At 39.2% G+C, this 26,496-nt stretch carries 26 protein-coding genes and 1 tRNA gene; 8 read left to right on the top strand and 19 right to left on the bottom strand.

Features of this window, described 5'->3' with window-relative positions; all coding sequences use genetic code 11:
* Positions 1–57: 57 nt before the first annotated feature.
* Complete coding sequence (locus NKR21_RS04780; RefSeq protein ID WP_144456192.1) at positions 58–1,143, top strand: GGDEF domain-containing protein; 1,086 nt, start codon at positions 58–60, stop codon at positions 1,141–1,143.
* A 217-nt stretch (positions 1,144–1,360) separates the two neighbouring features.
* A complete protein-coding gene (cspB, locus tag NKR21_RS04775; RefSeq protein WP_003212277.1) occupies positions 1,361–1,561 on the top strand; it encodes a cold shock-like protein CspB in 201 nt (66 codons plus the stop codon).
* Between the two features lie 112 nt (positions 1,562–1,673).
* Here cspB and NKR21_RS04770 read toward each other — a convergent pair whose 3' ends face one another.
* The 10 genes from NKR21_RS04770 to queG form a co-directional block, all read right to left on the bottom strand.
* Positions 1,674–2,033: a hypothetical protein gene (locus NKR21_RS04770; protein ID WP_088003867.1), complete on the bottom strand. Its 360-nt coding sequence runs from the start codon at positions 2,031–2,033 to the stop codon at positions 1,674–1,676.
* 13 nt (positions 2,034–2,046) lie between these two features.
* The gene (locus tag NKR21_RS04765) at positions 2,047–2,571 is read right to left on the bottom strand and encodes a flavodoxin family protein (RefSeq protein WP_012009378.1); all 525 of its coding nucleotides are present in this window, start codon (positions 2,569–2,571) and stop codon (positions 2,047–2,049) included.
* 17 nt (positions 2,572–2,588) lie between these two features.
* Complete coding sequence (locus NKR21_RS04760; protein WP_012009377.1) at positions 2,589–4,208, bottom strand: DHA2 family efflux MFS transporter permease subunit; 1,620 nt, start codon at positions 4,206–4,208, stop codon at positions 2,589–2,591.
* A 39-nt stretch (positions 4,209–4,247) separates the two neighbouring features.
* Positions 4,248–4,880 carry a biotin/lipoyl-containing protein gene (locus NKR21_RS04755; protein ID WP_012009376.1) on the bottom strand — a complete coding sequence of 211 codons (633 nt, stop codon included), beginning with the start codon at positions 4,878–4,880 and terminating at the stop codon, positions 4,248–4,250.
* Between the two features lie 363 nt (positions 4,881–5,243).
* The gene (gene yhbH / locus NKR21_RS04750) at positions 5,244–6,407 is read right to left on the bottom strand and encodes a sporulation protein YhbH (RefSeq protein WP_003211440.1); all 1,164 of its coding nucleotides are present in this window, start codon (positions 6,405–6,407) and stop codon (positions 5,244–5,246) included.
* Positions 6,408–6,547: 140 nt separating this feature from the next.
* The gene (locus NKR21_RS04745; protein WP_012009374.1) at positions 6,548–8,443 is read right to left on the bottom strand and encodes a PrkA family serine protein kinase; all 1,896 of its coding nucleotides are present in this window, start codon (positions 8,441–8,443) and stop codon (positions 6,548–6,550) included.
* A 374-nt stretch (positions 8,444–8,817) separates the two neighbouring features.
* Complete coding sequence (locus tag NKR21_RS04740; protein WP_041815308.1) at positions 8,818–9,525, bottom strand: YrpD family protein; 708 nt, start codon at positions 9,523–9,525, stop codon at positions 8,818–8,820.
* 170 nt (positions 9,526–9,695) lie between these two features.
* Entirely contained in the window at positions 9,696–10,169 is a 474-nt protein-coding gene (gene trmL / locus NKR21_RS04735) for a tRNA (uridine(34)/cytosine(34)/5-carboxymethylaminomethyluridine(34)-2'-O)-methyltransferase TrmL (RefSeq protein ID WP_003211950.1), read from the bottom strand.
* A 43-nt stretch (positions 10,170–10,212) separates the two neighbouring features.
* Positions 10,213–11,115: an amidase domain-containing protein gene (locus NKR21_RS04730; protein ID WP_012009363.1), complete on the bottom strand. Its 903-nt coding sequence runs from the start codon at positions 11,113–11,115 to the stop codon at positions 10,213–10,215.
* Between the two features lie 61 nt (positions 11,116–11,176).
* On the bottom strand, positions 11,177–12,325 hold the full coding sequence (gene queG / locus NKR21_RS04725) for a tRNA epoxyqueuosine(34) reductase QueG (RefSeq protein ID WP_041816180.1): 1,149 nt from the start codon (positions 12,323–12,325) through the stop codon (positions 11,177–11,179).
* Between the two features lie 83 nt (positions 12,326–12,408).
* Between queG and NKR21_RS04720 the strand changes: the two genes are divergently transcribed.
* Entirely contained in the window at positions 12,409–13,005 is a 597-nt protein-coding gene (locus NKR21_RS04720) for a hypothetical protein (protein WP_012009365.1), read from the top strand.
* Positions 13,006–13,103: 98 nt separating this feature from the next.
* On the opposite strand, the gene NKR21_RS04715 is transcribed toward NKR21_RS04720, so the two are convergent.
* The 7 genes from NKR21_RS04715 to NKR21_RS04685 all read right to left on the bottom strand — a co-directional run bounded on the left by NKR21_RS04715 (position 13,104) and on the right by NKR21_RS04685 (position 17,751).
* Positions 13,104–13,177, bottom strand: a tRNA-Gly gene (locus NKR21_RS04715).
* Positions 13,178–13,304: 127 nt separating this feature from the next.
* Complete coding sequence (locus NKR21_RS04710) at positions 13,305–13,985, bottom strand: hypothetical protein (RefSeq protein WP_012009366.1); 681 nt, start codon at positions 13,983–13,985, stop codon at positions 13,305–13,307.
* Between the two features lie 80 nt (positions 13,986–14,065).
* Positions 14,066–14,347 (bottom strand): hypothetical protein, encoded by a 282-nt coding sequence (locus tag NKR21_RS04705; protein WP_012009367.1) that lies wholly within the window; start codon positions 14,345–14,347, stop codon positions 14,066–14,068.
* Positions 14,344–15,249 carry a PqqD family protein gene (locus NKR21_RS04700; protein WP_012009368.1) on the bottom strand — a complete coding sequence of 302 codons (906 nt, stop codon included), beginning with the start codon at positions 15,247–15,249 and terminating at the stop codon, positions 14,344–14,346. Before NKR21_RS04700 ends, NKR21_RS04705 begins: the two co-directional genes overlap by 4 nt.
* The gene (locus NKR21_RS04695) at positions 15,233–16,699 is read right to left on the bottom strand and encodes a hypothetical protein (RefSeq protein WP_119124615.1); all 1,467 of its coding nucleotides are present in this window, start codon (positions 16,697–16,699) and stop codon (positions 15,233–15,235) included. Before NKR21_RS04695 ends, NKR21_RS04700 begins: the two co-directional genes overlap by 17 nt.
* Positions 16,677–17,423 (bottom strand): ABC transporter ATP-binding protein, encoded by a 747-nt coding sequence (locus tag NKR21_RS04690; protein WP_041815311.1) that lies wholly within the window; start codon positions 17,421–17,423, stop codon positions 16,677–16,679. The genes NKR21_RS04695 and NKR21_RS04690 overlap by 23 nt, the downstream gene beginning before the upstream one ends.
* 115 nt (positions 17,424–17,538) lie before the next feature.
* Positions 17,539–17,751: a hypothetical protein gene (locus tag NKR21_RS04685; RefSeq protein WP_012009371.1), complete on the bottom strand. Its 213-nt coding sequence runs from the start codon at positions 17,749–17,751 to the stop codon at positions 17,539–17,541.
* 765 nt (positions 17,752–18,516) lie between these two features.
* On the opposite strand from NKR21_RS04685, the gene NKR21_RS04680 reads away from it, so the two are divergent.
* Positions 18,517–19,812: a homocysteine synthase gene (locus NKR21_RS04680; RefSeq protein ID WP_012009373.1), complete on the top strand. Its 1,296-nt coding sequence runs from the start codon at positions 18,517–18,519 to the stop codon at positions 19,810–19,812.
* 100 nt (positions 19,813–19,912) lie between these two features.
* Positions 19,913–21,268, top strand: a complete 1,356-nt coding sequence (locus tag NKR21_RS04675) for an IS1182-like element ISBpu1 family transposase (RefSeq protein WP_253602405.1) — start codon at positions 19,913–19,915, stop codon at positions 21,266–21,268.
* Between the two features lie 110 nt (positions 21,269–21,378).
* On the opposite strand, the gene lepB is transcribed toward NKR21_RS04675, so the two are convergent.
* A complete protein-coding gene (gene lepB / locus NKR21_RS04670; protein WP_041815306.1) occupies positions 21,379–21,945 on the bottom strand; it encodes a signal peptidase I in 567 nt (188 codons plus the stop codon).
* Positions 21,946–22,107: 162 nt separating this feature from the next.
* Positions 22,108–24,048 (bottom strand): lipoteichoic acid synthase, encoded by a 1,941-nt coding sequence (gene ltaS / locus NKR21_RS04665; protein WP_012009359.1) that lies wholly within the window; start codon positions 24,046–24,048, stop codon positions 22,108–22,110.
* 532 nt (positions 24,049–24,580) lie between these two features.
* Between ltaS and NKR21_RS04660 the strand changes: the two genes are divergently transcribed.
* From NKR21_RS04660 to NKR21_RS04650, 3 genes are all read left to right on the top strand, one after another.
* Positions 24,581–25,384: a DUF2262 domain-containing protein gene (locus NKR21_RS04660; RefSeq protein ID WP_012009358.1), complete on the top strand. Its 804-nt coding sequence runs from the start codon at positions 24,581–24,583 to the stop codon at positions 25,382–25,384.
* 18 nt (positions 25,385–25,402) lie between these two features.
* The gene (locus NKR21_RS04655; protein WP_144458545.1) at positions 25,403–26,092 is read left to right on the top strand and encodes a DUF1963 domain-containing protein; all 690 of its coding nucleotides are present in this window, start codon (positions 25,403–25,405) and stop codon (positions 26,090–26,092) included.
* Positions 26,093–26,157: 65 nt separating this feature from the next.
* Positions 26,158–26,427 carry a hypothetical protein gene (locus NKR21_RS04650; protein WP_041815304.1) on the top strand — a complete coding sequence of 90 codons (270 nt, stop codon included), beginning with the start codon at positions 26,158–26,160 and terminating at the stop codon, positions 26,425–26,427.
* Positions 26,428–26,496 lie beyond the last annotated feature (69 nt).

The raw sequence follows: 26,496 nt of genomic DNA, 5'->3' as shown, positions 1-26,496 counted from the left end.
CTTTTTCCCCTTTTCTTTTGCAACAAATTTTAGTAATTTTAAAAAGGTGATTTAATTTTGCTAAGAGATCTCTTTATTAATTTAACAATTCTTGTCACTTTCCATTATTTATTTATGCTTGTGTTTAAAGAGAATTTTCTAAAGAAAGAAGATACCCTGCTCAGACAACTATGCAAAGGCATTCTCTCTGGATTACTCGGTGTCCTCTTAATGTTCTTCTCTATCAAAGCTGGACCAGCTATCATCGATTTAAGACATATCCCCCTTATTTTAACGGCCTTTTACGGAGGCATTGCCCAAACCATTATTGCAGCCGTTGTTGTGATCATTGGTCGATTATTAATCGAAGCCAACATCGCTTCTTTCATCAATATTTTTTCCATGATGATCATTGCTACAGCTTCTTTTTTAATTGCTGAACGACATATGAATCATGTTGTGAAAATGCTTTTGTCCATTACGATTGGTAATGTAATTGCCACAAGCCTGTTTATCATGATCGTGCATGAGACATCATTTGAACTGCATTTTACTTATTGGATGTTCTCATATATTGCAGTTTTGTTTAACTTTTACGTCATTGAACATCAAACAAAAGCATATCAGCTGTTGAATTTGTATAAATTCCAAGCTCATTATGACTTTTTAACAGGTGTTTTAAATAAACGGAAGTTCGATGAGGTCTTAAATGATGCTTTTTCGATGAAATTTAAGCACCCTACCCATCAAATGTCCCTTATTTACTTAGACATCGATTACTTCAAATCCATCAATGACCAATATGGACATCATGAGGGAGATATGGTTTTAAAAGAAATCGGAAAAAGGCTGATCAAAAACACAAGAAGCTCTGATTATATTGGCAGGATCGGCGGCGAGGAATTTGCTGTCTTTCTACCAAATTGTACAGTTGAAAAAACATGGCAGATTGCAGAACGTTTACGGAGAAAAATAGCAGATCAGCCGGTTTATTTACAAAATGGCATGTCCATTCATATTACAGTATCACTTGGGTGTGCGTATTACTCTGGGACAAGTCCAGACATCAAACAATTACCGATTATAGCTGATCAGGAGCTCTATAAAGCGAAGCAGTCTGGTCGAAATCAAGTGAGCTTCTCAGGGAGAAAAAGAAGCCAATGAATATAGGCTTTTTCCTCAATTTGTTAGCGATCATTATTTTTAAAAAAGTTTTCGTATAACAGTTGTTTTTTCCCGCAAACACTGGTAAAGTAAAGGTAATTATTTTTGTTCGTATCATCTTTAAGAAGAAAGTTTTGAAAGAGTTTTCGTCTTTGAAGTTTGTGTAAGAGCAAGAATAGTGAATTTAAGCGTTAAGATCGCTTTAGGAGGAAATTTCATGTTAGAAGGTAAAGTAAAATGGTTCAACTCTGAAAAAGGTTTCGGATTCATCGAAGTAGAAGGTCAAGACGATGTATTCGTTCACTTCTCTGCTATCCAAGGCGAAGGCTTCAAAACTTTAGAAGAAGGTCAAGCAGTTTCTTTCGAAATCGTTGAAGGTAACCGTGGACCACAAGCTGCTAACGTTAACAAAGCGTAATTTAAGAGCATCTGCTCTTTAGCACTTTATAGAGTGAAGGAAAACCGCTCGGCTTCTGCCGGCGGTTTTTTTGTGCCATAGAAAAGGAGAACCTGACGAGAGGTTCTCCTTTTTATTTGTCCTTCTGCTTTAGCTTCTGCAAGGCAGAACGATACATATCATCATTCATTTTTGTCTCTGGCTCTTCTTCTTTGACAGGTGGTTCTGGTTGCTTAAACTTTTGAAGCGCCTGTCTATAGAAATCATCGCCAGACACTCGTTCATCCGTTTGAGGAGGCGTTGACGCTTCCTCTTCTACTTCAGGCTCTACAGGTCTCGCCGCAGCTTCTGACTCGCTACGGGGCACGTCAGGCTGATGAGGCACATCTTCATTGATCTCTTTCTTCTCGACCGAAGCGTGTCTGACATTGAATGCTACTAATCCGATAATGACTAGAACAGCAGCTACTAACGCTACAATAATCGTCGCCAAAAGAACCCTCTCCTTATCGCTTAAATGACGCAGTGACTGATGCTACACGTCTTCCTAATGCTTTTCCGAGTTCAATACCTTCTGTCGAAATCACTTCATCAGAATCAATCGGACATGTCACACCTGCTCCATAGTAAGAGCCATATAACGCATTCTCTGGCACATTTCCAGGAAGACCAACGACAAGCATCCCTTGGTGGAACATTGGGGTAATCAAATTATGCATCGTCATTTCTAAACCGCCGTGCGTTGTAGCAGTTGTACAGAAAACGGCACCGACTTTATCGATTAATTTTCCTTCTGCCCATAGGTAGCCAAGACGGTCAATCCATGTCTTTAATCCAGCACTAATGGTTCCAAAGTGACCAGGACAGCCCCAAATAATTGCATCCATTTGATCAAGCTTGCGAATATCCGCATCTTTCACGTGATCAACGAATACTTCAGCCTGCTCCGTTTCACCTGCACCCGCTGCAATTGCTTCTGCCAGTGCTTTTGTATGGTCACCTTCACTATCGTATACGACATAAATTTTCATGTACGGTCCCTCCACACTTATCTTGCATCTTGGTTTGCTTCCTTAGGTGCTGGAAGCAGTGTCATTTCTTGTTTTTTATGCTGCTGATCTTTTCGCTTTTTATCCTTACGTACATCACGCAGGAACAAGCTGAGAATGACACCAGCGGCACAGAATAACGTTACCCACATGTAAGCATCATTGATACCCATTACATTTGAATCAACCTGTGCTTTCGTAAAGAGCTGGGTAGATACATATTTTTGAGCAGCTTCAGCTGTCATACCCATATGATGCATCACATTCGACACAGCTGCCTGGAACGAATTCATGAAGAACGGGTCCGCTGTATTTGTTTGATCCGCCATATTGGAATAATGGAATGTTGTCCGATTCGTATAAATCGTTGTGATCAAACTCGTACCGATCGAACCACTGATTTGTCTCAATGTATTAGACATCGCTGTACCATGGCTGTTTAAGTGCTGTGGTAATTGGTTCATCCCAGCTGTCATCACAGGCATCATAAGGAGTGACATACCGAATGCACGTACTGCATACATGAGCACAATGTGACTATATGATGTATCAATCGTCAGCCTTGTAAACTCGAATGTGGTGACAACGGTAATGAGCATCCCCACAATCGCAAGCGGACGAGGTCCAAATTTATCAAACAAAATCCCGGAAATCGGGGACATAATCAGCATCGCAAGTGCCCCTGGAAGCATTAATAGCCCAGATTGCAATGCCGTAAACCCAACGAGGTTCTGCAGATAAATTGGTAGTAAGAACATCCCAGTATATAAGGCAACTGTAATAATAATATTAATGACACTTGATAGTGAGAAAATACTGTATTTAAACACTCGGAAATCAAGCATCGGATTATCAGCTTTCAGCTGTTGGAAAATAAAGAGAATGATCGCAATCGCACCAACAATAATCGTCGATAAGACGATCGGATCTGTCCAGCCATCACTTCCGGCTTCACTCACTCCGTATAGAAGCGAAGCAAAACCAACGATGGAAAGAATCGCACCAAGGCTGTCCAGCTTGATCTTTTTAGGCTCTACAATATTTCTAAACATAAAGAAAGCCGCGATAATGACAATTGCTCCGATTGGAACAAGTCCATAAAACATAATACGCCAAGAATAATGTTCAATAATGTAACCAGATAATGTTGGTCCTACCGCAGGAGCAAACATCATCGCAAGACCGAAAATCCCCATTCCTTTCCCTCTGTTTTCTGGAGGGAAAATAAAAAGGATTGTTGTCATCACGAGTGGCTGCAAGATACCGCCGCCGACTGCCTGAATCAAACGGCCGATGAGCATGGTCGAAAAGTTCGGCGCAATCCCGCAAATAAAGGTCCCTAGTGTAAACGAGATCATGGCAACTAGGAATAAGCTGCGCTGTCCAAAGCGTGTGATTAAAAACGCAGATAACGGAATGAGCACACCGTTGACAAGCATATAACCTGTTGTAAGCCACTGAATTGTCGTTGCACTCACATTAAATTCAGTCATTAAATGGGGCATGGCTACGTTCAGAAGCGTTTGGTTCAAAATCGCGACGAACAACCCGGCCATTAAAATGATCAGTAAAGACAAGGAGCCTGCTCCCTGTTTTGTTGCTGCAGGTTGATTTGCCATCTCAGACAACCTCCTTTCATTTTTTAATATCAATCATCATTAAGATGAAATTTTGACAGAAGCATTCATACCAGGAAGTACTTTGTCTGATGGATTTTTAATTGAAATTTTCACTGCTACTTTTTGTGTCACTTTTGTATAGTTACCACTTGAGTTTGTTGCTGGTAGCATGTTGAATGTTGAGTTTGTCGCATAACCAATTTGTTCAACTGTTCCTTCAAATGTTGTACTAGGATCACCATCTACCACGATGTCGACTTTGTCGCCTTTTTCAATGTTTTTAATATCTGTTTCTTTGATATTCGCTGTGATGTATAGCTTGCTTAAATCAATGGTTTCACCAAGAACTGTACCAGGCTGCACTTGTTGATTGTTTTGTACTTCTTTTTTGACTAATGTGCCATCAGCCACTGATTTAATGTTTGTTTTTGTTTCTCCTTCAACTTTTGCAACTGTGCTGTCTTTTTGCACTTCGTCACCTTCATTGATATCCCAGCCTTTGATTTGTCCAGCTGCTGGTGCTGTGATTTGATACATGTCACCTGTTACTTTTGCCTCGTCAGTTTTGACAAAATTTGTGCTTTCGTAATAGTAATAAGCACCTCCGGCAATAATGGCAAGAATCACAATAAGGCCAATAATGTTCGTTAGCAATAAACGCCCTCTGTTCATGTTTTGTTTCTCCTTTCATGTATAAAAATATAGTGTCATCTGCTTTAGCAAACTTAGAATGCCCATCATCTGACAGAATATGAAGTAAGCTCATAAAACTGTTATTTCTCCTTCATCTTCCCCGCATGAATAATGGTGTGCAGCCCATTTATACTTATTGTTCACTCATGAGCAAAGAGTAGAAAAAGAAGAAAAGACGATCGGCATCTTTTTTGAAAAACTTATATTTAACAAGATTAAATATTAATAAATGAAAATTGAAATGTCAAAGAGAAAGTTTTACTTTTTTTCTGGTGATCCCTTCCTTCTCCATACAAAAAACCCTTCAGCCCTTATGCTGAAAGGTTTTTTCAAATGTGCTATTTACGAAAGAACTTCTTCTTGCTGAAAAAATTTTTTTAAGGCGAGAAAAACATCTGATTTTTGTTTCAAAATATAATGCTTAAATTTCTCATCCTGTATATGCTTATATGCTGACATTAATGTAGAATGCCTGTTGTATTGATTCACTTCACCATAACAGAATAAATTAGCTTTTTTCATAATTTCAGACACAAGCTTCACGCAACGTGCATTATCTGATGTCAAATTGTCTCCATCAGAAAAATGAAAAGGATAAATATTATATCGCGACGGCGGATAACGTTCGTCTATGAGCTCTAGTGCTTTTCGATAGACAGAGGAGCAAATCGTTCCCCCGCTCTCGCCGCGCGAGAAGAAATGTTCTTCATCGACAACCTTCGCCTCTGTATGATGGGCAATAAATTCAATATCGACCGTCTCATACTTTGTCCGTAAGAAACGTGTCATCCAAAAGAAAAAACTTCTCGCCATATATTTTTCCCAAAGCCCCATACTTCCGCTCGTATCCATCATTGCTAAAACGACGGCTTTCGACTCTGGTTTGGTCACTTCATTCCACGTCTTATATTTGATATCCTCTGGATAGATTGGATAAAAGGAAGGGCTACCTGTCATTGCATTTCGTTTAAATGCTGAGAGCATCGTTCGTTTTTTATGAATATTCCCTGTTAACCCGGTTTTGCGAATATCATTAAACTCAATTTGCTCAACAATGATGTCGTCAAGCTCTTTTTGTTTAAGGTTTGGCAGCTCTAATTCCCGAAACAGCGCTTCCTCAAGATCCATTAATGAGACCTCTGCTTCGTAATAATCCTCTCCAGCCTGATCCCCTGCACTCTGCCCCTTTCCTTGCCCTTGCTTACTATCTGATCCATCACGTGCGACAATATCGCCTACCTCGCTATCTCCATCGCCCTGACCCACATGCTTATTTTTATCGTAGTTGTAACGAATTTTATATTCATCTAACGAACGAATCGGAATCTTAACAACATCTTTTCCATTAGACATGATAATGCTTTCCTCTGTGACAAGATCCGGCAAATTGTTTTTAATCGCTTCTTTGACTTTTTTCTGATGACGCTGCTGGTCGTCATAGCCTTTTCGATGGAGGGACCAGTCTTCCTGAGATACAATAAACTGACTTTTTTCTTGCCGGGACATCCATCCCCCTCCTCACCTGTTTTGCACAATTCTTCTAACCACCGATTCCTTTATCTTATGCTGCTCGTCACCCAAGTTGACGGTCATTTCTAAAAAAGACATTACTGGTGCAGGTGCGCCAATAATGCCTCCTTCATTGATTAACGATTGAGAAGACTACCTACGTATTTTAAAAGTTCATTTGCACTTGTAGAATTATAGCCATGTTCATCAATTAATCTAGCTACTACTTCATTCACTTTCTTCAGTTGCTGTTCATCCGGCGTCTTCGTTGACGTCGTAATTTTCACCACATCTTTTAAATCAGCAAACAGCTTCTTCTGAATCGCCTCACGCAATCTTTCATGAGAATTATAATCAAAACGTTTGCCCTTTCTTGCATAAGCCGAAATACGAATCAGAATTTCTTCTCTAAAAGCTTTTTTGGCGTTTTCAGAAATCCCGATCTGCTCCTCAATTGAACGCATAAGCTTTTCATCAGGATTCATTTCTTCACCGGTTAATGGATCACGCAGCTTGTTTTTGTTGCAATATGCCTCGACATTATCTAAGTAATTATCCATGAGCGTTTTCGCAGACTCCTCATAGGAATACACAAATGCCTTTTGTACTTCCTTCTTCGCAATATCGTCGTACTCTTTTCGAGCAACAGAAATAAAATTCAAATAGCGCTCCCGGTCCTCACTGGAGATAGACGGATGCTGATCGAGTCCTTCTTTTAACGAACGAAGGACATCCAGGGCATTGATCGATTCCATGTTCTTCCTAATAATAGTGGAGGAAATGCGGTTAATGACATACCGTGGATCAATTCCGCTCATCCCTTCATCATGAAATTCCTTTTTCATCTCATCAATATCAGCAGATTGAAAGCCTTCGACACTCTCTCCGTCATACAGACGCATTTTTTTCACCAAATCAATATCAGAGCGCTTCGGCTCTTTGAGTCTTGTCAAAATGGAGAACATCGCTGCCACTTTTAGCGTGTGCGGTGCAATATGCACATCTGCGACATCACTTTCTGAAATCATTTTATGATAAATGCGTTCCTCCTCTGTCACCTTCAAGTTATAAGGGATCGGCATCACAATAATTCTTGAATGCAAAGCCTCGTTCTTTTTATTTGAAATAAACGACCGGTACTCGGTTTCATTCGTATGAGCAACGATCAATTCATCTGCACTTATCAAGGCAAAACGGCCTGCTTTAAAATTTCCTTCTTGCGTTAATGACAGAAGATGCCATAGAAATTTCTCATCACACTTTAACATCTCCTGAAACTCCATCATTCCCCGGTTTGCTTTATTGAGTTCTCCATCAAAGCGGTAGGCCCTTGGATCTGACTCTGATCCAAATTCAGCAATAGTGGAAAAGTCAATGCTTCCTGTTAAATCAGCAATGTCTTGAGATTTCGGATCAGACGGACTAAAGGTACCAATCCCGGTCCGTTTATCCTCTGAGAAAAAGATCCGTTCAACCCTTACGTCCTCAATTCGCCCGCCGAATTCCTCTTCCAGCCTCATCATATTCAAAGGGGACAAATTCCCCTGTACACGAATGCCATATTCTCTATAGAAATCCTCACGCAGATTTTGCGGAATAAGATGAAGCGGATCTTCATGCATCGGGCAGCCTTTGATCGCATAGACTGCGCCATTATCTGTCAGTGAATATTCTTCTAGTCCTCTTTTCAGCCTAGTAACAAGTGTAGATTTCCCACCGCTCACTGGTCCCATTAACAACAAAATACGCTTCCTCACATCAAGCCGTTTGGCAGCAGGGTGAAAATATTCTTCCACTAATCTTTCCAACGATTCCTCTAATCCAAAAAGCTCCTGATCAAAAAATTTGTACGTTCTGACCCCATTCTCCTCTTCAATCCCGCTGTCTTTAATCATATGATAAACGCGAGAATGAGCAGATTGAGCGACAAGTGGATTTTCCTTTATAATGTCTAAATACTCGCCAAATGTTCCTTCCCATTTAAGACGCTGCTCTTCTTCTCTGTGCTGTTCGATTTTCTTTAAAATATCCATATGAACCTCCTCTTTCAAGATTGAAGCAAGTAATCAGATACTGTTTTACAATCTATGCGGAGGCGTCCTATTACATGCTTTCGTTCTTCAAAATGACGAATTGGCAAACTGAATTGACAACCATCCGCAAGACCCTTCATAATAAAGGAAAAACAGGAGAAAAATGATCTTCTTCTCCTGCTTTTCAAGGCGAACTTCACATCATATGAAACAGGCAGCGATCGAAACAAAGGGATAAGGGGGAGCTTACATGAGAACGGTCATTATGATGGGCGTCATCATTACGTTTTTAGTATCCATTTTCACAGCTGGCTACGAAGGCAAGCCTGGTAAATGAAAAAAAGGATGTTCCATGAGGGAACATCCTTTTTTATTTAATTCGTTGTTTTTAACACCTGCATATTTACTGTATTCCCTGATACTTGAATGGACGTAAAGTCTTGCGTATCAATCACAGGTGTGACGGCACGACTGTCTAATGTGATGTCAGTAAAACGAGTAGAGAAGTTCGCACGAATATCTTTCCGATAGATATCGTCAGTCACTGCTACTGTCGACAGTAATTTCCACTTCGTCACAGAACCAATGTTAGAGTTTTGGATTTCCGTGATAATACGCCCAGTATAACCAACATTATTTGTCCCCCAGAACGTTGCTCTTGTATGTCCATTCAAGTTTTTATAAATGGTCATTTGCACAATACTTCCAGGCTTAAACCCTTTTGTATACGTAAAATCATTTTTTCCTTCGATATAGGTTTCTTGATTATTTGCTCCTACTTTCATCGTAGGTTTCCACACATTATATGTTGAACTGTATTGAAGACCAATATCCGCTTCCTTTGACCCTGTGAATCCAGAATAAATATAAGCTGTCCCATTTGATACACTCATTGCGGAAGGGAGTTGAATCTTTGTGACCAATATGGACCCATTGCTATTGATATAAGTACGTCCGCCGATACCTTTCGATAATTGCGCTGCTTCTATTTCCTGCGTCTGAGAAAGACCTGGGACACTGACTGGAATCGCCCCCAATAAAATAGCTGAGCTAATGGCACTAGTGATCAGTAGCTTTTTCATCTCATTTTTCCTCCTAATGGATTCATTATTTGAAAACGTTATCATTATCTATCATACTACCTATTTTTTTACATGTCAAAAAAAGTATAAAAGTGTCGTATTTTCCTTCTTTTTGTTTCTTATCTCACATAAAAAAAGCCGAGATCAGTATCCCGGCTTTCATTATGACCTCAAATCAGATCACGGTATTGCTGCTGGCGAAGTGCTTCATACACAAGAATTGCTGCCGTATTCGATAGATTCAGAGAACGAACATGTTCTGTCATCGGTAAACGAAGACAGCGGTCCATATTCCGCTCGATCAAATCTTTCGGTAACCCACTTGTCTCTCTGCCAAATACGAAGAAATAGTCTTCATCTAGCTGAGAGTAATCAAATGTCGTATGCGGCTTTTGGCCAAATTTTGTGATATAGAAGAATTGCCCCTTTGGATGAGCCTCAAACAATTCATCAAGCGAGTCATGATAGACTACATTGGCATATTTCCAATAATCGAGTCCTGCACGCTTCAGCATTTTATCATCTGTCGAAAAACCAAGCGGACGAATCAGATGAAGGGTTGTATTTGTTGCTGCACATGTACGCGCAATATTTCCAGTATTAGCTGGAATCTCTGGTTGATATAAAACGACATGAAGTCCCAAAAAAGTTCACCTCTAATTTTCTTTTCCGCTCAACATTATACCATTAACTATCCTTCGCGGCATCGTCCAAAATGTGAAAAAACATATATCGAATAGCTGGTGTATAGGCGGTTGAATCCTCATACGACCAATAACGCATTCGACTGTCATATGTCTGAGCATTCACAAGAGGCATTCCACCTTTATCGTGATCGACAACAATGGTTGTATGATTATACCTGCCATCTCCCTCAAAATCGTAGCAAATGACATCACCAATTTGAAGTTCCTGTGCATCTTTGAGTTTCTGTGCTCTTAAACCCGCTTTCGAATTTGCTAAATAATTTTTCATCGAATGAGCTACTGTCCAGCTATAGCTCCACGTATGCGGCCGTACCCACCAGCCAGATCCGCGGTTCGGATACCCTCTCGTTGGCGCATTTCCAGCCTTCAAGCATTGTGAAATAAAATTTGTGCAGTTATCTTCAAAATTTTTATAGGCAGGATTTCGTTTATTCCAGTACGTCTCCGCATATTGCACAGCTGCCCGTCGGTCATAGTGAAAGGCTCTCCCAAACTGTTCTTCGGTTTGAAAACGCTCATCCACTTGATCTTCCATTTGGCGCTTTTCTATCATCAACCGGTCTTTCACAAGCATGTCGTTGTAAAGGAACGCTTCTCTTTTTTCTACCTGCTCCTCTAAATAAAAAGATTCGTCTACATCCTTGCATACATAAGTAAGATGAGCGAGATACTGCACATGCTGAGCCCCGTCATCCTGAATCGAAGAATCGAGGAGTGTTGCTTTGGCTTTCGCTTTGACAATCTCCACCTGTCTTCTAGCAAAAAGTTCTTTTTTCCGTTCGACTGCTTCCACATCAGACATGAGCTGTGGTTGTTTGATTGCACGGTCATTGATTAAATACGCCAGCCTGTCTTCTAAAGTTTTCTCTAATAATTGTTTCACACAGACACCACCAAACATTTTTTAAAATCTCTGTTTGGTTCATTCTATGTTCACAGGGATGTTATTTAGTATTTAAAGGTGTCTGTAAAAGCTCAATCCCTTTCACAATCTCCTCTTTTGCTTCTTCATCACTTTCCCGTTCAAGGGCTTTTTCCAGCTCTGGAAGCTGCTGATCGTCGCCAATTTTGCCAATTGCCCAAGCAGCCGTTCCCCGAATGACCGGTCTTGGGTCCTTGTGCATCAACTCAATTAACACTGGTAAGGCAGAGGTATCTTTAAAATGAGCGAGTGCCAAAATTGCGTTTCGCTGAATCGGCTTTTTCCCCCGCCATGAACCTGAAACATGACCGTATTTTTCTTTAAACTCACGATTACTGATCGTAAGAAGCGGCTTTAAGAGCGGCTTCGCAATTTCTGGGTCCGGCTCCATTTCAGGATGCAGGTGAAAGTCCTTTCCTTTATTGATCGGGCAGACAATTTGGCACGTATCACACCCATACAATCGATTTCCTATTTTCGAACGAAATTCGTCAGGCAAAAACCCTTTTGTTTGCGTTAAAAAGGAAATACATCGTTGTGAATTCAGTTGCCCTGGATTCACAAGTGCACCAGTTGGACACGAATCGACACATTTATTACACGTCCCGCACTGGTCTTCAATTTTCTCATCCGGTTCAAAGGGGACATTTGTGATCATTTCGGCCAAATACACATAAGACCCAAACTCTGGCGTGATAATCATACAGTTCTTCGCACTAAAACCGATGCCAGCGCGTTCCGCTACTGCACGATCAGACAGTTCACCTGTGTCCACCATTGATTTTGTTCGGATGTCGACATGTTTGCTACGCAAGAATTCTTCAAGCATGTCGAGCTTTTTTTTCAGCACAACATGATAGTCTGTTCCCCAAGAGGCACGGCAGAAGATCCCTCTTCTTGCATCCTTTGTACTTCGGGGAGCATCTTTCATTTTAGAAGGATATGCGAGCGCTATCGCAACAATTGATTTGGCCTTCGGAAGCAGCAAAGAAGGGTTTGTTCGTTTTTCGATATCAGGCTCTTCAAAGCCTGACAAATACCCTAACGATTCATGTAAGATGAGGCGGTCTTTTAATGAATCAAATGTATCAGCACTTGCAAATCGGATTTTATCAACACCAATTTCTTTCGCATATTGAATCAATTCTTCTTTTAATTCTCCAACATGAATCACCTTGCAAACCTCCTTTCTTTGTTTCTTCTGTTGTTTTCAGTATAATACGAGTGTATCACGACCGATTGGAGTGAGTCACTGTGAAGATACATATGGAAATTTCTCATCCTGAAAACCCGTCTATCCATGTTGGAAAGATTGAATATTCTCATATTGAAGTTGGCACATCCCCTCAAATGTTAAAAGGCCGGTTACGCCTGTTTCAAGAATCTTTATTCTTTGAATACGAAGATAAAGTCTTAGAGGAAGTACCAGCAATCAAAGAATGGACGGACCTTTTAAAAGACGTTCCTTTCCTGCCAATTCTTGCGGATATCCAAAAGGAACAATTTATTGACTCGACCAATTCCGTACAGGATTTGTCGATCTTTTTCTCTTTAAAATATTTCTTGCCTATCCTGACCTTCGATGCTGATCGCCTAGAAGAGCCACTTTCACTAGCAAAACATGAGACTGGTCACATTGAATGGCAAGACAAAGCAGGGCTTAAAGGATTATTTTCTCAACCAAGTAAAGCTCACATTTCTCAAGGCACAAAAAACATTCTGCAAATCATCCTGTTTCCGCCATCTATTTCCCGGGAAAAGAGTGAAGCTCTCATTCAATCCTTGACGAAGATGTTTGTACAAATACATGGTGGAGAAAGTAAATATGAACTTATTGAAAAAGCACTGTAGATTGACAGTGCTTTTTCACATTATACTGACATAATAAAAAACGCAACACTTCGTTTATCTATGAAACGAAATACTGCGTTATAAACAAAATTATGTATTGGAGCGGGTGATGAGAATCGAACTCACGACATCAGCTTGGAAGGCTGAGGTTTTACCACTAAACTACACCCGCATCAATTTTTAAAAAGCAACGTCATCGCGTTGACTTTTATTATGTTACAACTTTCTTAACAATTCGTCAAGAGAATATGAAGATTTTTCGTCAAAAAACTTCATATTCTCCGTATATATTACGATAGTTATTTATCGAGCTGCAAATACACCAAATAAGCCTGCTTCACATTTTTTAATTCTTCTTTTAGAATCTTTTCAGAATTTGTTAAACCAGAAAACTCATAGTTCATTCCAGTCGTGATGGTAATAGAAATTAATTTTTTCTCTCCAGGAGACATGTGAAAAATATCTGTTTCTGATATCGTTGTGTTTCCTCCCACGTCCTGTTTAAAATCAACGCTAGTGGCGAGCTTCGTTTGTTCGCTCTGCTCTTTATCTTTCCACAAGCTATACGTTACTTTTAGCAGATCATCTTTTTTCTCTTCTAGCTGATAGATAAATTTGACACTGTTATCGACACCATTTTGATGAAGTTTCAGGGTGATTTTTTTTGTATCTTCTTTCAATAATTGTCCATCCTTGTAATGCAAACCGATCAAGGAAACACTTTTGACACTTTCTTTTAATCCCTTCACTGTCATCGCTTCAAATGATTTATCTGATAATGATTCCAGAAGATTTTTTTCATTTTTTGTTAGTTTCATAGGTTCGATAGTTATTTCATCTTGAGTTGCTGTTTTTTTATTTTTTTCTGTTGCAGGTTTTTCTGATACCGTCTTCTCAGTTTGCGTGGTTTCTTCGGCCTTCTCGCCGCATCCTGCTAATAGAACAAAAGTGAATATAAGAACACTCCATTTTTTTAACATTGAGATCCCCTTTGATGTTTTTTATTTTCTATTATACTAATATTTGGTTTAATATACAAAAAAAGATTAGGAGAATTCTCCTAACCTTTCGCTTTTTTCTGCTTCATGGCTGATAAGATGGCCACAATGAGAAAACTCGCGGCAAAAATCACCATCATATAAATAAAAAAGTTTGGCTTGATCTGAAAAGTAAATGCGGATGAACCTTCCATCTCAAAAGCGAGGCTGTTAAATAATAAAGCATCATTCGTTTTTGATTGAAATAAATGATAGAACAATACACCGATTGTCAGCATCGGAAAGCCTAAAAACCCAAGAAAACCACCAACAATTGCACCTTGTTTCATCGCCTGTACGTTCATGATCGTTGTCCTCCCATTCCCCCAAGCAATAACTGCTTCATAATAGATTTACCATCCCCCATAAACGGAAGAAGATAGAGTAATTGAATAAAATATGTGATAGAAAAAATAAAGAAACCTGTTGAAATTGGATTTTCTTTTAGACATAATATGGTCAAAATGATCCCTGCTGCTCCGATCACACCTGGGACAAGCGGCCCAAGCAAGGTAATCCATACCTGCTTTTTCTGAAACGGATCTAATACAGGTCTCACAAATTTCACAGACATCATATCACTCGCAAAAAAACCTTGTGGACCATCCCGTCCCGCAAATTTACGATGCGCATAGCCGTGTGCTGCCTCATGTAAGGCGGTCCCGGTAATTAATCCAAAATAAATAATTGTAAAATAAATCGCAATGGCTGCAATTGATCGATCAGGAATGAATAAAAAAGCGATTCCTGCCATGACCATAAAAAGCATCCAGAAAAAGATGATTTTACGTGTCACCATGAGTAATGCTGTCCCAAAAATATGAAGGAACGAGTGACCAGTGCAATCAAATCGTTCCTTCATTTTCAATTGATACTGTTTGAAAAATTGACAGCAAGCTGTCACAATCCGATACGGTGATTGATAATGAATAGACAGTAAATGATGCTGATTCAACCCCATCATCAGTTGATAAAAGTCTCGAGAAATCACAGACTCATCGACTTGAAACAAATCGGCGAGCTCTGCTGTAATACTCGCTTCTGTCCTTTTGCCATCTACTTTCGTTAACATATGATAGGCACTTTCATTAATCGGGAGTGTGCTTCCATATTGCGTATCCGTGAGATGTCTCTTTTGTAAAGTCACATACGGCGCGAGTGCCGGTACCCGCTCAATCTTTAGCTTATTGTTAAGAAGTTGAATCATGTGAATACCTCCATGAAAAACCTTTATATATGGCAAAGATGAGCAGACCTTCAAATGCAGCTACAAGCAGCCACTGAAGCGTTTGACTCGACTCCCCTATGACATAGTTTCCAATAAAAACAATTGGAATCATGAGTAAAATAAGTGCTCCAAATGAAAAAATGCCTGTGTAGGGATTGTTCCGATCAAGCGGAAGTAAAATACCTACCACATAAAAGAGCGCAGTGGCATTGCATAGCACAGCGGCCCCAATCAATACGTTCCAAACTTGATCAGGAAGGGTCAGCGTTGTCAGCATGAAGATGGCAATTTGCATTACACCAACAAGCAAAAGCCCGATAAACTTATACAGAGCCACTTCCCACGATCTTAGGCCAAATGTTTTGTACATCCCCAGCATTCGTTTATCATTGCCAAATGAATTGAAGGCGGTTAATCCAGCGAGAGCACAGAGAACAAAAAATGCTTCTTCTTCAAAGCGGAACCCAAACTGATAACGGACGAATAAGATCACAATGAGGAGAATGAGAAAATTTAAAATGTTTTCTTCATTTCGCACCTGTGATTTCATTTCCTTTACAATCAGTGACCATTTTTTTGAAGAAGAGAACGGCAATTTGTTTAAAAAGGTTAACGCTTTTTTCTCTGCCATAATCGGCATCATCGCAAGAGAAAGAAAAGCGCCACACGTCGATAAAAGGATAAACAGAATCAAGATTGCATAGTTTACCCCTTCAGGAGACATTCCTTGAGCCACTAAGAAAAACGGTGCTGTGAAATACATCAAATGATAATCAAACTGTATATATGATTGCTGAATTTGACTGATATCAAAATGCGTCATTCCATACGCTACAACCAGTGCTAATAAAACAAAGATCGCTGCAAATTTTTGCAACGGTAATTTTAATTTTAGAACGACCAAATACGTCATATTGTAAATGAGTTGCAAAAGCATTAAGACAAAAAGCGATTGCAAAATCACCATCAAAAAGAACGTAACAATAAAATAAACACCTATTCCCTGGGCAATAAAATTAGGTAAAAGCAGAATACCGATAAAAAATAAAACAAGCCCTGCCACCACTGTCACCATCGGAATAAAGTATCCAAGGCTTTTCTGAAAAGTAGAAAGCGGGAACCAGCTGAGCTGCATAGAAAAACGGTCTTGCTCAGGCGTTCTGACCTTGATCAAAATGAATAACAGACTTGTAAAGATGGATGCATTGATCGCCATTGACACAACGAGTAATCCAAGTGAACGTTCATCGCCATGTAAGAATGCCTTCATAAAGACACCCGTAAAACTGTATCCGATGATGGCGCCCATTGTGACGGCAAATAAAAAGAATAAGATCACAATAATCCGCTTCGTCTGAGTATCAAAGAGCTTATACATCTCCTGCTGCCACATTTTAAGCATCATTCTAGAAATGATTAATGATTTCATCAAAATGTGCACCCCTATCACTTAACATTGAAGCTTTCAGAAACACCTGTTCCAATGTGCTTGATTGATACTTCTCCTTTAAGGCTGAAACCGTTCCTTCATCCATTTTATTTCCCTTAGAAATAATGGCGATTTTATGGCACAGCTCTTCCGCTGAAAGCATATCATGCGTTGAAAGCAAGATCGCACCATGGTGCTCGGCATAACGTTTCATCAGTTTCTTTGTGTTTATAACCGCTTCAATATCAAGTCCTCTAAAGGGCTCATCCATAATCACCAATTGACTATCAAGCATAAAGGCGGCAATCAGCTGTGTCTTTTTTTTCATACCATGTGAATAGGTTTCAATCGGTCTTGATAAAGCTGAGTCCATATCAAACAGTTCAATTAGTTGATTTCTTCTATGAATTGTTTTACATTCATACATAGAAGAAACAAAATCTAAATATTCAGCACCAGTCAATGCTTCAGGGAGCAGCAGATCATCTGGAACATAGGCTACTTGTTTTTTAAAGGATGGTTCGTCATTTGTGACGTCCTGCAAAAAAATCGTTCCTTCTGTATGCTTGATGATGCCGAGTATACAGTTAATCATCGTTGTTTTACCAGAACCATTCGGTCCAGCGACAGCAACGATTTGATGAGGGTCGATCTTTAAATGAAAATCTTTGACAGCAGTCACGTTATTTTTATACGTCTTGGTTAATTTCTCGATCGTAAACATATAACCTCCAAGTGTCTGCATATTCTTTAAAAACAGATCAGGCTAAACCGCCCGCCACAGACGGTTTAGCCCTGGTGTCATTTCATAGAAGTAAAAAGATGAATCCTAAGTATAGCTACTTACATTCAATTTGGACTTTTAAGCCACTTTCCCACTGAACGGCTCCTGTAAAGCTACCCTTGCCGTTAGCTATACACCAAACTGCTGCTCCTAGAACAACTGTTGCTCCCAATCCAAGAAGTACAGCAACAAATACTAAGAACCAAGCTTGGTCCATAATAGCAGGTTCCATAGTGGAATAGTCAACTTGCGGCGCTGCATAAGTCATACTTTTCACCTCCCAGCTTATGATGATCGTATCATAGGCTCTACTCTCCAAGCATCAACAGAAGATCCCATTTTTGACCGAACGTACTTTTGGGTAAAATGTGACTTTTTATTCAATTCTTCACTTTTAAGTGTAGAACCTCTAACTTATTATCTAGATTTTCCCACCCCTTAAGAACCACCAAACCCATATAATGGCAATAAAAGCTTCATTTTTTGAAATAGTCCTTATTTATCAATCCCTTTATATATTCTTTCTTTTTTGTGAAATAGAAAGAATTCCCCCGATATATCAGATAAAAAAGTCCTGATTATATGTCGTTAACACATTATTTATGAAATATTTACTGATAATTCCGACAAAAGAGTGAGTCTATTTTCCTTCTTCTCTTGTCACTTAAAATATGTATATACAAGAAAGTCCGTTGGGAAAAAAGCCCTTCCTTTTCTTAAGTCACATTCAACATATGATTCGCTTCTTACTATGAAAGAGCAATACAACATAAACATTCCATGATTTCACTAGCTGGCAATGATTAATTGCTTTCAAAAAACGGATCCGTATTCTCTAATGAAACCATCCCTCTTTTTCATCCAGCATGTCCCTACCTTTTCTTATTGAAATAAAAAAGCCTATCAACTTTATTTATTATTTTTTCAGATTTATCTAAAAAATGATTGACCAAGCATGAAACAAGATTTATAGTCTTATTAAATATTTCTTATCAAAGTAGTTGGTTTTATCTAACAAAAGGAGGATACACACATGTCAGAAGAACGTCCATTCCGTTTAGAAACGAAAGCCATTCACGCAGGTCAGGAGCTTGATTCAGCAACCTATTCAAGAGCCGTGCCTATTTATCAAACAAGCTCTTTCGGTTTTAGAGATAGTGAGCATGCGGCGAATTTATTCGGACTGCAGGAACCCGGAAATATTTATTCTCGCATTATGAACCCTACAAATGACGTCTTTGAAAAACGGATCGCCGAGCTTGAGGGCGGCATTGGTGCACTTGCTGTCTCTTCTGGACAAGCAGCGACCACTTATTCTATTTTAAACATTGCAGGAGCTGGCGACGAAATTGTCTCATCCAGCAGCCTTTATGGAGGCACGTACAATTTATTTGCTCATACACTCAAAAAACTCGGCATTACAGTGAAATTTGTTGATTCATCCAATTTAGAAGAACTCGAAGCAGCCATTACAGACAAAACGAAGGCAGTGTATGCAGAAAGCATTGGGAATCCTAAAGGCGATATTCTACATATTGAAGCCATCTCAACCATTGCACACAAGCACCATATCCCGCTTATTGTGGATAATACACTTGCAAGTCCTTATTTATTAAGACCAATTGAGTTTGGTGCAGACATTGTTGTCCATTCCGCTACGAAATTCATTGGCGGTCATGGTACATCAATTGGCGGTGTCATTGTCGATAGCGGCAAGTTTCCTTGGGCTGACAGTGATAAGTTCAAGGGGCTGACTGAACCAGATCCAAGTTATCACGGTCTGACGTATACCGAAGCAATTGGAGAAGCGGCTTATATCACAAAAGCACGTGTGCAGCTCTTACGGGATTTAGGAGCAGCCTTATCACCTTTTAACTCATTTTTACTTTTGCAAGGCCTAGAAACTCTGCATCTGCGCCTGGAGAGACATAGTGAAAATGCATTAAAAACAGCGCAATTCTTACAAGATCATCCTCTTGTAGATTGGGTAAGCTATCCAGGTCTTGAAAGCCATGAATCTTATGAGCTTGCTCAAACCTATTTGCCAAAAGGACAAGGCGCTATTCTCACATTTGGTATTAAAGGTGGACGAGAAGCAGGTAAAAAACTCATTGATTCCGTTAAGTTATTTTCACACCTTGCAAATGTGGGCGATTCTAAATCACTCATTATTCATCCTGCCAGCACAACGCATCAGCAATTAAGTGAAGCAGAACAAATAGCGACAGGCGTCACACCAGAGCTTATTCGTTTATCTGTTGGAACAGAAGCGATTGAAGACATTATCGCAGACCTTGAACAAGCAATCACAAAAAGTCAGGCTGAATAAAATAGAAAAAGCACACTGTGGTGTGCTTTCAGCTTGTAGACAAAGTCTACAAGCTTTTTTGTATAATAAGGGTAATAACAATAATCTGTGGGGGATAAACATGTTATCGAAACGTGAAGAAGAAAGAAGAAATCAATTAGAAGTAGTGGCTTTAGATGAATTAGTGCCTGAAGATCATCTTGTGCGGAAAATTGAACAAGCAATCGATTTCGATTTCATTTATGATCTTGTCAAAGATCATTATAGTTCTAATAATGGTAGACCAAGTGTTGATCCTGTTGTTCTCATTAAGATGGTCTTAATCCAATATCTATTTGGTATTCGCTCTATGCGTCAAACCATTAAAGAAATTGAAACCAACGTGGCTTATCGTTGGTTTATTGGATATGGGTTTTCGGAGAAAATTCCGCACTTTTCTACCTTCGGTAAAAACTACGTGAGACGCTTCCACGATACAGATTTATTCGAACAAATTTTTTATCGAATCTTAAGAGAAGCGATGAAAAAAGGGCTCGTTGACCCGTCTATCGCCTTCATTGATTCGACTCATGTCAAAGCGAACGCCAATAAGAAAAAACTTGAAAAGAAAATCGTTCGAGTTGAGACAAGAAGTTATCAAAATCAGCTTCATGAAGAGATCAATATTGATCGTGAAGAACATGGAAAAAAGCCCTTACCCCTACAGAATAAAGAAGAAACAAAAGAAATCAAGGTCAGTACAACTGACCCAGAGAGTGGCTATTATGTAAAGGATGAACGTGAAAAGTCATTTGCTTATTCATTTCATACAGCGTGTGATTCAAAAGGATTTATTTTAGGCTCGCTGGTCACAGGCGGAAATGTTCATGATAGTCGTATGTTGGATTCACTCGTATCAAAAGTGACAGAGAAAGTCGGAAAACCAAATGTAGTCGCAGTAGATGCTGGATATAAAACACCTTACATCGCTAAGTTCTTAATGGATCAAGAGATAAGACCTGTCATGCCCTACACTCGTCCAAGAACAAAAGCTGGTTATTTGAAAAAGAATGAATACGTATATGATGCATATTTTGATTGTTACATTTGCCCCAACGGGCAAATTCTCTCTTATCGTACAACGACTAGAGAAGGCTATAAGCAATATGCATCCGATTCAGAAGTATGTGAGTCCTGTTCGTTTTTAGATAACTGTACCCAAAGTCAAAACCACACCAAACAAATTCATCGGCATATTTGGCAGGATTATCTAGATGAAGCAGACAATCTGAGACTCACTGAAATAAATAAGAGCATCTACGCAAAACGGAAAGAAACGATTGAACGCGTTTTTGCGGATGCAAAAGAAAAGCATGGTATGCGTTGGACGAAACTTCGTGGACTAAAAAAAGTTTCAATGCAAGCGATGCTTACTTTCGCTGCCATGAACCTTAAAAAACTAGCAAACTGGACATGGAAAGTACCATGTCCAGCGTAAAACACATGATGTTTTTCAAAAAAAATGTGAAAACCCCACTTTTACTTGAAGTAAAGGTGGGGTTTGTCTACGGTCTGAAAGCACACTGTGGTGTGCTTTTTTACGTGTTATTAATCGTTAAGTAGTCGAACGTCTTGGAAAGGATAAAACACAAATGATGTCGTTCCTTGAATATCACTCTTTGTAAAAAGACCTAAGCCATTGCGACTGTCCATTGAATTTTGACGATTGTCACCCATGACAAAATACTTTCCTTTTGGTACAGTAAGAGGACCAAAATCAGGTGTCAACAAGATGCCATCTGCTGCTGCTTTCTTTTTGTTTGACGCTAAGTAAGGCTCAGCTACTTTTTGACCATTGACATACAGTTGGTCATTTTTCATTTCAATTTTATCACCAGGTAAACCAATTAATCGTTTAACATAATGAGTGCTGCGGTCTTCCCCATCAAGAACAATGATCTGTCCCCGCTTATAATCACCGAAGTAATCAACCGTTTTATTCACAAAAACCCGTTCTGTATTATGCAATGTTGGTTCCATAGAGGTTCCTTTTACAATGTACGGTGCGAATAAAAAGTTACGAATGATAAAAACAGCGATGAATGCGATTAAAATCGCTTTAAGCCAGCCCCATACTTCTGACTTCTTTTTTTGTGTTTTTGTATTTGTTGTCATAAGCTCCTCCTGAAATCCCCTAGGACGAAATGAGTTTCTGCCAGCTTTACGCCAGCATTTACTCTTGTATTGTATCACCATAAATATAAACATATTTTGCCAACAAATCAAGCGATGAGAGAGAAAAAGGCAAGCACCCTTCTGTGCTTGCCCAAAACTCAGTTACTTAGCAGAAGAATCCTCTTCTTTATCTTTTGATTTACCATAGAAATAATCAGATGGATTCACTGGCTTAAAGTCAGACAGCTTATGGAATCGAAGAAGATCCCTATAAAGCACTTTATCTGAAAGGCTTAACTGATTATCGACACGGGCTTTAATCGCCTCTGTCTTTTTATTTTGTTTCACAACTTTACCTGTTTTTGTATCGTAGACAGTGTTATCTACAAGTGTATATTTTGGTGTCACATAGTTTCCGTTACGGAATGCAACAGTTTGATCATGCTTCTTAGAGAATAGATCTGTTCCAAAATTCACATACTCATTTGAATCAATACCTTGTAAGTGAAGAAGCGTAGGCATCACATCTACTTCACCACCATACGTATGGTTCACGCCGCCCTGTTTGCCAGGAATACGAATCATGAGTGGTACACGCTGGTTTTGTGCATTTTGATAAGGTGTAATTTCTTTCCCTTGAATCTCGCTCATTGCACGGTTATGGTTTTCAGAAATACCATTATGGTCACCATATAATAAAATGACAGAGTCTTTATACATACCTGACTTTTTCAAGTCTTTAAAGAATTGCTCTAATGATTCATCTAGATATCTTGCTGTTTGGAAGTAGTTATCTACTGTTTTGTCACCAGTTGTTGCCTTAGCAATCGTCGCATCTTTTTCATCTAAATTAAATGGATAGTGATTAGTTAATGTCATTAAATGTGCATAAAATGGTTTTTTCATTGATTCTAGCATCGGAATTGATTCTTTGAAGAATGGTTTATCCTTCAGACCCATATTCACAAGATTTTCTTCATCCATGTTGTAATAGGAAGCATCAAAAAATTGATCATATCCCATATGCTTATAAATCGTGTCACGGTTCCAGAAAGATTTATAGTCGCCGTGAAGCACTGCGCTCGTATAGCCTGCTTTTTGATCTAGGATGGCAGGGAGTGATTGGTAAGTATTTTCACCTTTTGTCACAAACGCTGCTCCCTCTGGCAAGCCGAACATACTATTATCCATCATCAGCTCAGCATCAGCTGTCTTTCCTTGACCTGTCTGATGGAAGAAGTTATCGAAATACGTAAAGTCCTCTTTCCCATGAGCCAGCTTGTTTAAAAACGGTGTCACTTCTTCTCCATTTAGTTTGTAGTCAATTAAGAAAGACTGGAAGCTTTCTAAATGGATTTTAATAATGTTCTTCCCTTTAGCTTTACCGAAGTACTCTGCGTTTGGTTTCGCATAGTGAGAAGCTGTATAGTTGACAACATCCGTTAAATCTTCACTGCTCGCATTTGCTACCTGTGTTGCATTTTGTGCAGATTGTACTCCGTCATAAATCGTATAATTATAAACACCTAAATATTTGACAACATACTTATGATCAAAAGTTCTTGTTAATAATTCTGGACGATCCTTTTCAGCTAAATGAAGGTTTACAAAGAATAGTCCTACACCTGCAGCCACAATCAACAGTGCAAATGTCTTTTTCATTTGGAATTTCTTCACTTCTGGTCTCCAGATCACAATCGCAATCAAGATAATAATATCAAGGAAGTACAAAAGGTCATGTGGCTTAATACTAGATAACACACCGCCAGTCATGCCTCCTCCAAGATTGCCTGCTTGCTTCATTGTAGAGAAAGTCAAAAAGTCATCAAAGAAACGGTAGTACGCTACATTCGCATATAAAAGTGCGGTCATAATAAAGTCAATCACAATTAAAACAATGGCAGATTTACGACCCTTCAAAAAGAGAGCCAGTCCCAAAAACACAATGGCTGAACTAAATGGATTTAATAAAAGAAGACCCTCTTGAAAAGAACCTTTCACTCCTAAATTAAAGTCCATTTTGTAGGCTGCATACGATTTCGCCCAAAATAAAAGGACAGCCAATACAAAAAAGCTATATTTGTTCGCAAATATTTTTTTCATAAAACCTCTTCTTTCTTATTATCGTTCTAATATAAATGAAATCATAAAAAATTTACACTGATATTGCAAATGTAAATCTTCTTCACCAAGCATTCCGATGCTCTGTTTCCGCCGGATATGTGTGCTCCTTTAATATAACGTATGAGAAGCATCATAGGTTTCAAAAAAATTCGAGTAAATAAAAGGAAAAATATCCATTTACGTTTGATTTACATACACTTTGCAATTCAATGGATGAAGAAGGGTTTGTAAATCACTCAGTACTACTTTACTTTTTTCATCTATTCGTGTCAAAGTAATTATAAAGAAAAGGAAGAATCACCTAGGTCTTTCGACTCTTTATCCTAATTTTATACAAAATTCGCTACATATCTTATTCGTGTTTATTGTGACTCAACCTCAAGGCCATCCATGTATTTTCCCTTCTCTGACAATCTAAAAAAGTTTTAGCAGAAAAAGCTTGATTTCTCCTCCTCATATGCGGTGTGATAAAGATATAGATTTTCAACAAATCAGGCTGGAGGACATTCACATGAAACATAACAAACAAATAAACGCATTTGAAGAACGATTTTCAGAAGAAATAGTCCACATCATTGCTGTCACAGGACCTTCAGGAGTAGGTGCAGGAAAAGCCGGACAGGAAGCCCTTTGGACCGCTTCTATTCCACTAATTGCTTGGAAAGATAAAGACCTCATCACAACCGAAAACATAAGGCTCTGCTGGTTAACAGATGAAGAGGGATTAAGGGAAAAGCAGGCACAATTACATAAAGAATCAATTGTGACACTTCAGGTCCGAAAAGGTGAAGGTGAGTTCATGCTAGTATCACTTATCGATACAAATACACAGGATGAAGAGCTACAAGAGATTCTAGAAGAAGCCCAAAAACCTGTCTTTTATCATGATGACCTGCTAGGCACCTTTGAATTAGTGAAAGGACTAGACTTGTTTGAAACAACAATCCAATGGAGCAATGAAGAGTGCCTTCTCTACTTCAACCTCGAAGAAGACGAAAAAATAAACGACTCTCTTCGAACCGCTAGACAGCTCATGGAAGAGCAGAGCACATGGGATGCTTCTATTAAATCATTTGCAGCAAATCAACTGATTGAACTAGCTAAAGACTGGCAGGCACAAGATGACTCCGCCGAAACACAAGAAGAGCTTACGCTGGATCACTTTATAAGCCGCATCTCACTCGAAAGCTTGCATGCCTACCCAGATGGAGAGTTTGAGGTCTACTGTCACGACGGTGATTTATTTTGGGGACATGTCATCATTGTCTCAGGTAATATCAATGGCACCTTTCATGACGCTCACATTGCAGGCTAAAGATTGGAGGGGTAAGTAATGGAGATCAAAGCTTTTCATGAATTAAAACAAATAGGAAAAACACCCGTCATGGCTAAGATTGGTGGCTTTCGTCCTGATCCAACAGCACACAGCTGGTTTGCCGGTCATTTCTTCATCCACCCTGCTCAAGGCTGGCCCATAGATGAAGATGGTGCCATGATTCCGATCTTACAAATTCATTTACCTGAAGTGCCAGGAGGATTAAACGGATTCAATGAATGTAAATTGATTCAAATCTTTCTCAATCAGAAAGCACTTCCGATGGATATCACCAAAAAAGGCGAAGGCTGGAAACTCATTGAATATTCAACTATGGATGGATTAGAAGTAGTTGAGACTCCCGAAGAAGTGAGAGGATTAAAACCCTTTCAAATTCAATGGAAGAAAAGTGAGCAAGAAGACCACCCTTGCTGGGAAGAAGCGTGGTCATACGTCGATTTATCAGAAGTAAATGAAAGTGATGCAGCGACAGAACACTTCTTTGATCAATACACCAATTATTCATTCACAAAAATTGGTGGGTATGGCGCATATATTCAATCCCCACCCCATCATCAACCAGGCGAATTCATGCTACAAATCGCCTCAGAAGAAAAACCTCGGTTTATGATTGGTGATAACGGCACGATGTATTTCTATTACGACAAAGACACAAAAGAATGGTTTATGCATTGGGATTGTTTTTAAAGTTTGATTGAATGAAACCTTCCCTCCTTCTAAGCGTAGGAAATAATATGGAAGGAGGAACTAACATGGGATTCATTTTTGATATCTTCTCACTAGCTGTGTATATTCCTTTTCTACAGGTAGATGAAGAGGATATTTCTCGAAACGCAAGCGAGCTCAAAAGGTATAGCTGGTTTCATGCATTATTAAATAATCCAGCTTACAGACAACTTATCATTTATCATCAAGATGTCAGACACGTCATTGGCAGATGTAACACGAATAAACTCCATCGCAAGCGATACAACTTAAAATGCGAACGCAAATTGCTAAAAGCATTGCATCGTGCTATGTAAGAGCCGCACTATCCTGTGTGGCTCTTTTCATATATTCTTTTGAAGAAAACATTTGACGCCTGGACAACT

It is taken from the genome of Bacillus sp. 1735sda2, from assembly GCF_024159245.1.
GTDB lineage: Bacteria > Bacillota > Bacilli > Bacillales > Bacillaceae > Bacillus > Bacillus pumilus_O.
This window is presented reverse-complemented; position numbering and strand designations above follow the sequence as displayed.

What these genes read in the sequence shown, in the direction of transcription:
- NKR21_RS04765 (WP_012009378.1), bottom strand. Translation starts at nt 2,571, where the DNA reads ATGAAAATTTATGTCGTATACGATAGTGAAGGTGACCATACAAAAGCA.
- NKR21_RS04690 (WP_041815311.1), bottom strand. Translation starts at nt 17,423, where the DNA reads ATGTTTACGATCGAGAAATTAACCAAGACGTATAAAAATAACGTGACT.
- NKR21_RS04655 (WP_144458545.1), top strand. Translation starts at nt 25,403, where the DNA reads ATGGAGATCAAAGCTTTTCATGAATTAAAACAAATAGGAAAAACACCC.
- lepB (WP_041815306.1), bottom strand. Translation starts at nt 21,945, where the DNA reads ATGACAACAAATACAAAAACACAAAAAAAGAAGTCAGAAGTATGGGGC.
- NKR21_RS04705 (WP_012009367.1), bottom strand. Translation starts at nt 14,347, where the DNA reads ATGAACGTACAGGCGATGAAACAAGGTGCAATTGTTGGTGGTTTTCTT.
- cspB (WP_003212277.1), top strand. Translation starts at nt 1,361, where the DNA reads ATGTTAGAAGGTAAAGTAAAATGGTTCAACTCTGAAAAAGGTTTCGGA.
- NKR21_RS04685 (WP_012009371.1), bottom strand. Translation starts at nt 17,751, where the DNA reads ATGACTTATGCAGCGCCGCAAGTTGACTATTCCACTATGGAACCTGCT.
- NKR21_RS04740 (WP_041815308.1), bottom strand. Translation starts at nt 9,525, where the DNA reads ATGAAAAAGCTACTGATCACTAGTGCCATTAGCTCAGCTATTTTATTG.
- yhbH (WP_003211440.1), bottom strand. Translation starts at nt 6,407, where the DNA reads ATGTCCCGGCAAGAAAAAAGTCAGTTTATTGTATCTCAGGAAGACTGG.
- NKR21_RS04710 (WP_012009366.1), bottom strand. Translation starts at nt 13,985, where the DNA reads ATGTTAAAAAAATGGAGTGTTCTTATATTCACTTTTGTTCTATTAGCA.
- NKR21_RS04695 (WP_119124615.1), bottom strand. Translation starts at nt 16,699, where the DNA reads ATGAAATCATTAATCATTTCTAGAATGATGCTTAAAATGTGGCAGCAG.
- NKR21_RS04760 (WP_012009377.1), bottom strand. Translation starts at nt 4,208, where the DNA reads ATGGCAAATCAACCTGCAGCAACAAAACAGGGAGCAGGCTCCTTGTCT.
- ltaS (WP_012009359.1), bottom strand. Translation starts at nt 24,048, where the DNA reads ATGAAAAAAATATTTGCGAACAAATATAGCTTTTTTGTATTGGCTGTC.
- NKR21_RS04680 (WP_012009373.1), top strand. Translation starts at nt 18,517, where the DNA reads ATGTCAGAAGAACGTCCATTCCGTTTAGAAACGAAAGCCATTCACGCA.
- NKR21_RS04675 (WP_253602405.1), top strand. Translation starts at nt 19,913, where the DNA reads ATGTTATCGAAACGTGAAGAAGAAAGAAGAAATCAATTAGAAGTAGTG.
- NKR21_RS04700 (WP_012009368.1), bottom strand. Translation starts at nt 15,249, where the DNA reads ATGATTCAACTTCTTAACAATAAGCTAAAGATTGAGCGGGTACCGGCA.
- NKR21_RS04650 (WP_041815304.1), top strand. Translation starts at nt 26,158, where the DNA reads ATGGGATTCATTTTTGATATCTTCTCACTAGCTGTGTATATTCCTTTT.
- NKR21_RS04660 (WP_012009358.1), top strand. Translation starts at nt 24,581, where the DNA reads ATGAAACATAACAAACAAATAAACGCATTTGAAGAACGATTTTCAGAA.
- NKR21_RS04755 (WP_012009376.1), bottom strand. Translation starts at nt 4,880, where the DNA reads ATGAACAGAGGGCGTTTATTGCTAACGAACATTATTGGCCTTATTGTG.
- NKR21_RS04745 (WP_012009374.1), bottom strand. Translation starts at nt 8,443, where the DNA reads ATGGATATTTTAAAGAAAATCGAACAGCACAGAGAAGAAGAGCAGCGT.